At 52.7% G+C, this 7,461-nt stretch carries 9 protein-coding genes and 2 pseudogenes; all 11 read right to left on the bottom strand.

Annotation, left to right across the window (positions count from 1 at the left end; all coding sequences use genetic code 11):
* Positions 1–461, bottom strand: a pseudogene (locus tag BCA33_RS16125) (hypothetical protein); the annotation flags it as partial.
* Positions 461–2,965, bottom strand: coding sequence for a galactose oxidase-like domain-containing protein (locus BCA33_RS16120; RefSeq protein WP_071267451.1), 2,505 nt, complete (start codon positions 2,963–2,965; stop codon positions 461–463). The pseudogene BCA33_RS16125 and the gene BCA33_RS16120, both read right to left, overlap by 1 nt.
* A gap of 165 nt (positions 2,966–3,130) precedes the next feature.
* A complete protein-coding gene (locus BCA33_RS20550; protein ID WP_175469811.1) occupies positions 3,131–3,301 on the bottom strand; it encodes a hypothetical protein in 171 nt (56 codons plus the stop codon).
* A gap of 17 nt (positions 3,302–3,318) precedes the next feature.
* Positions 3,319–3,785, bottom strand: a pseudogene (locus BCA33_RS16115) (DUF488 family protein).
* A gap of 153 nt (positions 3,786–3,938) precedes the next feature.
* On the bottom strand, positions 3,939–4,367 hold the full coding sequence (locus BCA33_RS22900; RefSeq protein WP_368087260.1) for a phytanoyl-CoA dioxygenase family protein: 429 nt from the start codon (positions 4,365–4,367) through the stop codon (positions 3,939–3,941).
* Complete coding sequence (locus BCA33_RS22175; RefSeq protein WP_254774508.1) at positions 4,262–4,801, bottom strand: hypothetical protein; 540 nt, start codon at positions 4,799–4,801, stop codon at positions 4,262–4,264. Before BCA33_RS22175 ends, BCA33_RS22900 begins: the two co-directional genes overlap by 106 nt.
* A gap of 96 nt (positions 4,802–4,897) precedes the next feature.
* Positions 4,898–5,191, bottom strand: coding sequence for a HigA family addiction module antitoxin (locus BCA33_RS16105; protein WP_071267449.1), 294 nt, complete (start codon positions 5,189–5,191; stop codon positions 4,898–4,900).
* Positions 5,191–5,469, bottom strand: coding sequence for a type II toxin-antitoxin system RelE/ParE family toxin (locus BCA33_RS16100; RefSeq protein WP_071267447.1), 279 nt, complete (start codon positions 5,467–5,469; stop codon positions 5,191–5,193). The genes BCA33_RS16105 and BCA33_RS16100 overlap by 1 nt, the downstream gene beginning before the upstream one ends.
* Before the next feature lie 123 nt (positions 5,470–5,592).
* On the bottom strand, positions 5,593–5,994 hold the full coding sequence (locus BCA33_RS16095; protein WP_071267445.1) for a hypothetical protein: 402 nt from the start codon (positions 5,992–5,994) through the stop codon (positions 5,593–5,595).
* Positions 5,995–6,148: 154 nt separating this feature from the next.
* Complete coding sequence (locus BCA33_RS16090) at positions 6,149–6,490, bottom strand: hypothetical protein (RefSeq protein ID WP_071267443.1); 342 nt, start codon at positions 6,488–6,490, stop codon at positions 6,149–6,151.
* Positions 6,491–7,019: 529 nt separating this feature from the next.
* Positions 7,020–7,461 (bottom strand): abortive infection family protein (locus BCA33_RS16085; protein WP_217632685.1); only part of this gene is annotated, 442 nt, incomplete at its 5' end.

The raw sequence follows: 7,461 nt of genomic DNA, 5'->3' as shown, positions 1-7,461 counted from the left end.
CTCATGGGCAGATCGATCGCATCGGTACGCAGCCGCAGGTCGAACCAACCCCAGTTAGGCGTGGCTTCAACGACCGTCCAGCGTGGATCGCCGGAAGCATCTGCCGGAATCGCGCCGGGCGCCATGAGGGTGTTGGTACGGTGAAATGCCGCCGTGCCCAAGTCTCCCTCGGTATTTTCCGGGCCAATGCGCAGGAAAAGCCGGCCTGATTCATCCTCGATGGTCAGCGCCTTACCCGTGGGGTTGGCAACCAGCAGCTGGGGTGCCAGCGTCTTGCGCAGCTGCACCCGCAGTGACGACAGTTCCGGCGGTAGAGGGTCGAGCACGGCGTATACGCTGCCTTTGTCCTCATCGGAACCACCGCCGTGGCCATGGGCGGCTACCGCCCAAAGTAGATTAACGGCAATGAATGCGAAAAAAAGCCCCCCCCGAGGGGGAAGGCTACGGTTGCAACGACTCATTAGTTGTTGCCAGCGAGATTGGTGAAGTCGATAACCAGACCTTGCAGCGCTACGGGCAAGCCGTCTACGGTTTGCTTAAGCACCGAGGCACCGCCTTCAATTGCAATACCGCCTTCGGTCAGAAGCTGCGGCGTGCCGTCACGAAGCTGGCCAAGGGTGGGTACTGCGCTAACGCCGCCCGAGCTCAGATCGAAGAGCGGGTCCAACAGCGAACCACCATTGTTGCCGCTATTGAGCACTCCACCGAGCAGTCCACCGACCACCCCGCCATTGCTATCTTCCTCTTGCGGTGCTGGTTCCAGCTGCTGAGCGAGTGGGCCGTGCGGGTTGCCGGGATCAGCCAGTACGCTCACGGGCGTGGACTCTGAAGGCAAACGCATGCCGTCTTCTGCCTTGTAGCTTACAAATAGCATGTACTGGCCAGCCGGCAAAACCGCGCGGTTGCTGGTCATCTTCACCGTTACCTTGTCGCCACTGCGGCCTATGATTGGCAGCGCTACGGTGCGCTGGTCGCCATCGACCAGGTGGGTGGTTGCCTTGCGACGGATAAGCATAACCTGGTCAATGTTTGACCGGTCTGTGCGGATGTCGAATTCACCACCGTTTGTGAGCAGTGCAACTGGCGCTTGTTCAATTGTTGGGCGATCGTCACGCGCAGCGTAGGGTGGCGTGTAGATCTCAAACGACGGGTCACGCCCGGCGTAGTCCGCAAATCCCAGCTCATCCAGGTTAATGAACGACAGATAGGCGGTATTGATGGGCGAGTGGCCGCCTACCAGAACCCGTCCATCCGTCATCAGCACAGCTGTGTTGTGGTAGGTGCGTTCACGGTTAGCCGAAGCCATTGGCTTCCAGGTTTCGGTTTCAATATCAAAACGCTCAGACTGGATAATCGCGCCCTCCAGCCCAGTAGCCACAACGCCATCGCGTGTGCCGCCGGAGAAGACCATAACGCTGTTATCAGGCATCATCACGCCGGAGCCGTACCAGCGAGGCTGATTAAGTGAGCCCGTCAGGCGCGACTCATAAGCCATGTCGTCGCCGTTAGTGGTAACTGTGTCGATACGCGATGAGGAAATCGGCAGATAACCGCCCGGGCTGCCGGCGGTAACGTACGTTGGCACACCACCAGCCGTCAGGAACTCAGACTCGTGATAACCGCCGTTGCTATCCGGGCGCAGTGGCAGCTGAATCGAGAACGTCGAGCCGCGCATGCCGGAGCCGATGGCGCGCTCTACTGCTCGGTCGTCGACCGGGGTCTCAAGCAACTGGCCGATTGCAGCCGTTGGGTCGTCCAGGGTCTGGCCGACCAGATCGCCCAGAAGGCGCTCCACCTGGTCCGGATTGATATTGGTTGGGTTCAGGGTGGTACTCAGCGCAGCCAGGCCCAACTCGTTAAGCCGCAGGGGCAGGCCAGCGTAGCCCAGATCGGACCACTGTTTGGTGGACGGGTTATAGGTGCCAACAATGTTCCAAAGCGCCTGATCATAAGCCTGCCCGAATGGATTGAAGGCTTGGCCGCCGGCATTGTAGAACACGTGGCCGTTGGGCAGCAGGTGCATACGCGGGAACAAAGGCAGCGAGCGCTGTGCCGCCGAGCCGTTATTGCTCCAGGTGCCACTATTAATATCGTAGGTTTCGGTCTGTACCACGTTACGACCAGACTGAAGCGGATCCTCTGGGTACACTGGCTTGAGCAGCTTGGTTACGCCGCTGGCCACAAATATATCGCTGTTGGCCATGCTCACCAGGCTTGGGTACCAACGGCCGTACTGCATGTCACCGCTCTGGCTCCAGGTGCTGGTCTCCGGATCGAAGATGCGTGAGGATTTCAGGCCTTCCAGCTCCACAACGCCCACAGGCAGGCCGTCGACGCCAGGCTCGGAATAGTAGTCAGTGCCGCCGACCGCCATCATCCGGCCGTCGGGAAGAAAGACAACGTCGGCACAGAACAAGGCACCGTCATTCATGTCGGTGTTATCTGCTGTATCGAGTAGACCGCCGGTAAGGGTGGTGCTGTCGTTGCCGTTGGGGTTGGCTCCGCCATCGTTCTGCGCTGGCTTGGTCCAGGTTGGCTGGTCGTTCTCGTCCAGAGTCATAACGCGCGATTGGTCGTTGACCGATACCTCGCCGAACTGGGCGATGACGGCGAGTTCAGCATTTTCCGTGCCTTCAAGCGCATTCAGATACACAAAGCGACCATCGCCCAACACAGCGATGGTGCCCGCTGACGGTTTGCATTGCAGGTTGCCGTCGGCTTCGGGGATGCAGCGCTCGCTGGTAGCAATCTGTTCTCCGTCCACCTGAATGGTGGGTTCGGAGAAGGGCTCACTAAAGAAACCTCCATCGCCCGTGACTTCAGAAGGCTGGCCGTCGCCGGCACTTTTACCGTCGCCACCGAGCAGTCCGCCCAGTAGGCCAGCGTGAGCCGGCGTTGTGCCAGCGATGGCAAGTACGATCGCCGATGCTAAAGATGCCCGGATATAGCGCTTTGGTATGCGCATGCAACTTTCTCCTAGCATGAGCCGCCCCAAGTGCGGTTCTGCCTTGTTGTTGTATTTTCCACCCGGTTTAAAACCGGGTAGCCAGACACAGGTACGTGCTAGGTTTGGAAAAAGTTGCACTCGGATTTTTTTTGGCAGGTTTTGTCTGTTTTCGTGTGCGGACAGCTAGTCTTTTTTGTCTATGGTTATCTCAATGGATTTGCTGCTCCCGGCAAACCACTTCTGAACATACAAAGTACCTACGATAGGCGCAGTTCCTTCATCAGGGACTTCCTTGTAGCGAACACTGTTTTTCGTTTCTTTCTCGTATTCAAACATGACGACTTTTTTCGACATTAAATTTCTCCGCGATTTTAATACTCGCCCTTATCCTCAGTCGGCGGATACACCACCTCATCGTTTTCAACTCGCGCACCGCGCGTCAGAGTAGCAGGATTTATTTTGTCTTTTCCCATTAAGTGAAACACTTCTTCGCCACGGGCTAAAAGGTGATCGGTAACTATTCTCCGGTGACAGCGCCACCAGACGGCTTCTGAGCACATGATGGCACAGCGGTGTTGTTCTCCCAGAAGCCGTTAACCGCTGGGTCGATTTGTTTGCTTTTACCGCGCAGCCCGCCGAGTTGTTCGATGAGCTGGTAGCCGATGTTATAGGGGGAAAGGCTGTCTGGCAGATTATCTGCATTGTATTGCGGGTTGGTGCGTGATCGGGGGACATGCCGTATGTCGACCACGAGAGTTACACCGGCTGCTTGCAGCAGTTCGGTAAATTCCTCGATGGTACGGGTGGAGTGGCCGACGGTATAAAATGGAAGTGACATGGGTGGTCTAATCCCCCTGCAGTTTTTTTCTGGGCCATAACCTGATCAACCTCCTGCTCAGAGCTCACATTGTGCGCCAGGCTAAACCCTGCGAATCCGCTGGATTCCCCAGCGACCGATGCATTTTCAACCAGCGCCCCTTGCGTGCACCTGTTAGCTGCCACTCTTCTTGCGGCTCAATGTACGCTTGGGATGCATACCATTAACCATGCCCATAAAAGGCGGATGAATCGAATAGCCAACCATGCTCAGCAATTGTTCAGGAATGGCGGCCAAAGTTTCTTGGCTTAATTCCAGAAAGAAGTTTTCCTGTGGCCGAAGCCAAGGCTCACAGTACTGACATGTAACAGCAAGGCGGGATGCTGCTGACTGGTTGCTACCGCCACCGTGCCAAGTTGTACCGAGAAAGAAAACAACTGATCCTGCAGGCATAACAGCTGGAATGACTTTACTGCGATCAGTGACTATTTCTTGGCCTAATTGGTGACTTTCCGGGATGAGAACCGTTGCTCCATTATCTTCTGTGAACTCATCAATAGCCCATACCGTAGCCGCGCCGAAGGGCTTGCGGGGGCGGGGTATCGGATAGAACCCGTCATCATAGTGCAGTGGCTGGGCGGCTCCCCAGGCAAGATATTGATTATTTGGGCTTGGCTAAGCAGATAATTTGGCTGAAAAAGCCGATTCAGAAGGCCTGTAATTCTCGGGTGAACCGCTAGGGAATCAATAGCCCGCGTTTGTTCCAGAACATTATAAACGCGCTGTGTTTTCACGCCCTCAAAATTATTGCGGCCTGGTTTGTTCAACAGCGGCGAGGTTGCCGCGCGGATTGACTCCAATTCCGAATCGTTAAGCAACCCTTCGATAATGACATAGCCGTTTTTCTGCAGGGTCTCGAAATCCTGAGCCACTAATGCCCTTGCTGCTTCCGCCTCATTGGGGGTATAGGCTTTGTGTTTCCTGGCAAGGTCACCTTGAAGCTCAACAATTGAATCAATGTTTTGGGTTTGATCCACTTTCGAATACTCCTGCATTTTTCGTCTGGTAGTTAAAACGCTAAGCTTTGCGGCGTGCCGGAGCGCAGCGTAGGCGCGTCCGACAACAGCCGCTGGTTAAGCTGCTTCGAAGTCCAAAGGATGAATACCATCCAAATTGACAGTCCGACGAACCACCCCTAGATCGTGCATGTCTTGCATTGCCAACCAGCTTTCAGGAGTACGCCCAAGAACCTTGGATAGCCGCAGAGACATTTCCGGGCTTATACCACTATCTCCTTTGAGCAACCGAGAAAGAGTGGAAGGAGAAACGCCCAGACTGGAAGCCAGTTGACGGGAACTGATGCCAAAAGGCTCCAAGTATACCTCCCGAATGAACTCACCAGGATGCGGCGGATTATGCATAGTCATCAGTGATAATCCTCATAATCAAGAATGTAGGCGTTGCCATCCCGAAACTCGAATGTCATACGCCAGTTTCCGTTGACCCAAATCGACCACCGATCTTTGTCTTTTCCCTTCAATGGATGAAGCCGAAAGCCAGGGATAGCCATGTCTTCAGCTGACGTGGCGGTATCCAGAGCAGCAAGCTGCATACGTAGCTTCTTGGCATGGTCAGGCTGTACACCAGCAGTACTGCCAGTTGAGTAGAACCGTTTCAGTCCTTTGTGACGGAATGTTTTAATCATAAGGATATGGTAGCACGATGCGCATCACGCAACAATAAAGCTTAACGCCCGCATTTGCGGCTGGTTTGGAGCGCAGCGGAAAACCAGTCCGACAACATGCGATTGTTATGTGTTTTTAAATTGCTATGTTTGATAGTCCATCTCCGGTGCTTTACGACTCCCAGCGTTGCGAATTTCCTCTGGTATATGACATTTAAGCTTTTCTGAATCAACGTTGGTGTAATTTGCTAGAAAGTAAGTCATTTGACAAAGGTATTCATATACAATTTTTCTATAGCTTTCAGTAACAGGCTGATCAGCATTGCGCTCTAGCTCAGTTACCGTGCGACTAATAAAAACCGGAATCACTTCGTAGTTACTACTGAAGAATAGTGCGGCTATTTGGCTGACATAAGAGACCATCGGGTAATTTCTATGATTCCGTCGATGGCACTGCTCAGGAACCAGGTTCTCTTGGTTCAATGACACATGAAATTTCTTTATCTCACTGCGTGCTTCTTTTGCACCCGCTAATGGTGATGTCATTTACTCTCCTGACACATAACGCCAGCGGCAGGGGCGCGACGTCAGGAGCGTCCCTTGACCGCATTGGTTAGGCCCCTGCGAATAACAAACGGAAGAGCTCAACACCTGCATTGATTAGCAACCCCAGTGAAGCAATCCATAAACCTATTACAGTTTAATTATTGGACTTTTTCATCTGACGATGTTCTTCATGGCGCTTTTGGAGCTCCCCCGCCGCTTTGAAGGATGTACCCTCATCATAGGGGTAGAAAAAACAACGATTTTCACGATCCTTTTGACAAACTATATCCTGTAAAGGTGTGCCATTATCGTTGAAGCGCTCGTCCCAAACTTCCTTTAAACACCTAAGTGTATACATGTCTGAAATACAAGAGAAATTGCCTTTCGTGAGCTCATGACGCTCTTTGCTTCCAACAAGAAACTGCACTCCTTCACCATGGGATTGGTGCGAATGATGCTTGCCCAAAAAGTGGCAATTTGCACAAATTTTATCCATATTTGATGAGTTACCTCCTTGGCCTAACGCCCGCTGCAACGGACGGTTTTAAGTTGGTGCAGCGAAGCGAAACCGACTAAAAACCGTCCCGATTGACTGCGTTTGTTATGTGCAATCCGATACTCTAAGGCTAACACCGCATAATTGATCAAAAAACAACCTTGAAAGCTCAAATAATGACCTGATATTGTTATACAGCACGCCAATTACGGCATGCCTCAAACAGATGGAATCACTGTATATGAGTATTAAACCAGGCCCAAAACCCAAAGCTAAATCCACAGGGAAGACAGACAAAAGGCAAAGAGTCACACCTGAAAACAAACCTAAACATGAAACTCTAAAAGAGCACGATCACAAGTAGAGTTAGTTTCGAGGTGGGCTCTATTCAAGAGCCCTACCTTACTTATACATTGAGACATGGCTCTTATACCCTAGGCACATAACGCTTTTGTTTAGCGGCGCCCCGACAGGGGCGTCCGGTGGAGGCCGCAGCCGGAACGAACTACAACAATTGGTTATGTGACTTTTACCCAAACTCAGAGCAAAGGAGCAGGATAGCCGACGCCGTGGAATTCACTGCGTATGTGGCCACATGTTCCGATATAACTTTGGCTTGAGCTCCTGCTCCATGCGAGGAACTTAGCCGATTTCTAAGTGTTGCGATCAAAATCAATGGCTGCTCCCAGAATTGATCAAGCTGTCCATTTCCCAACAATGCCTTGAGTAGCGCGGAAGCGGTGTCTTTCTCCTTGAATGGGATCGAGTTCTTAGCGCAGAGAACCTTCATTACACTTTCGAATGCGCTGCCACATTTAGCGAGGCAATCCCGATGATCTTTCTTTCGATGGTCTTCTAGCGCCTTCAAAAACTCGTCGTTTGCATGTTTGAACTCTGGCGCACTCAACAGCATGAGCGTGGGCTCCATCGCATTTTGATGCACTACCTCGCTATCCTTGCGAATGATTTGA

The sequence above is a fragment of the Marinobacter sp. AC-23 genome (assembly GCF_001858325.1).
GTDB lineage: Bacteria > Pseudomonadota > Gammaproteobacteria > Pseudomonadales > Oleiphilaceae > Marinobacter.
The sequence above is the reverse complement of the archived record's forward strand: the minus strand, read 5'-3'. Positions and strand labels throughout refer to the sequence as shown.

Excerpts from the sequence above, each read along its gene's own strand:
- BCA33_RS16120 (WP_071267451.1), bottom strand. The coding sequence starts at position 2,965 with ATGCGCATACCAAAGCGCTATATCCGGGCATCTTTAGCATCGGCGATC.
- BCA33_RS20550 (WP_175469811.1), bottom strand. The coding sequence starts at position 3,301 with ATGTCGAAAAAAGTCGTCATGTTTGAATACGAGAAAGAAACGAAAAAC.
- BCA33_RS16090 (WP_071267443.1), bottom strand. The coding sequence starts at position 6,490 with ATGGATAAAATTTGTGCAAATTGCCACTTTTTGGGCAAGCATCATTCG.
- BCA33_RS16100 (WP_071267447.1), bottom strand. The coding sequence starts at position 5,469 with ATGATTAAAACATTCCGTCACAAAGGACTGAAACGGTTCTACTCAACT.
- BCA33_RS16095 (WP_071267445.1), bottom strand. The coding sequence starts at position 5,994 with ATGACATCACCATTAGCGGGTGCAAAAGAAGCACGCAGTGAGATAAAG.
- BCA33_RS16105 (WP_071267449.1), bottom strand. The coding sequence starts at position 5,191 with ATGACTATGCATAATCCGCCGCATCCTGGTGAGTTCATTCGGGAGGTA.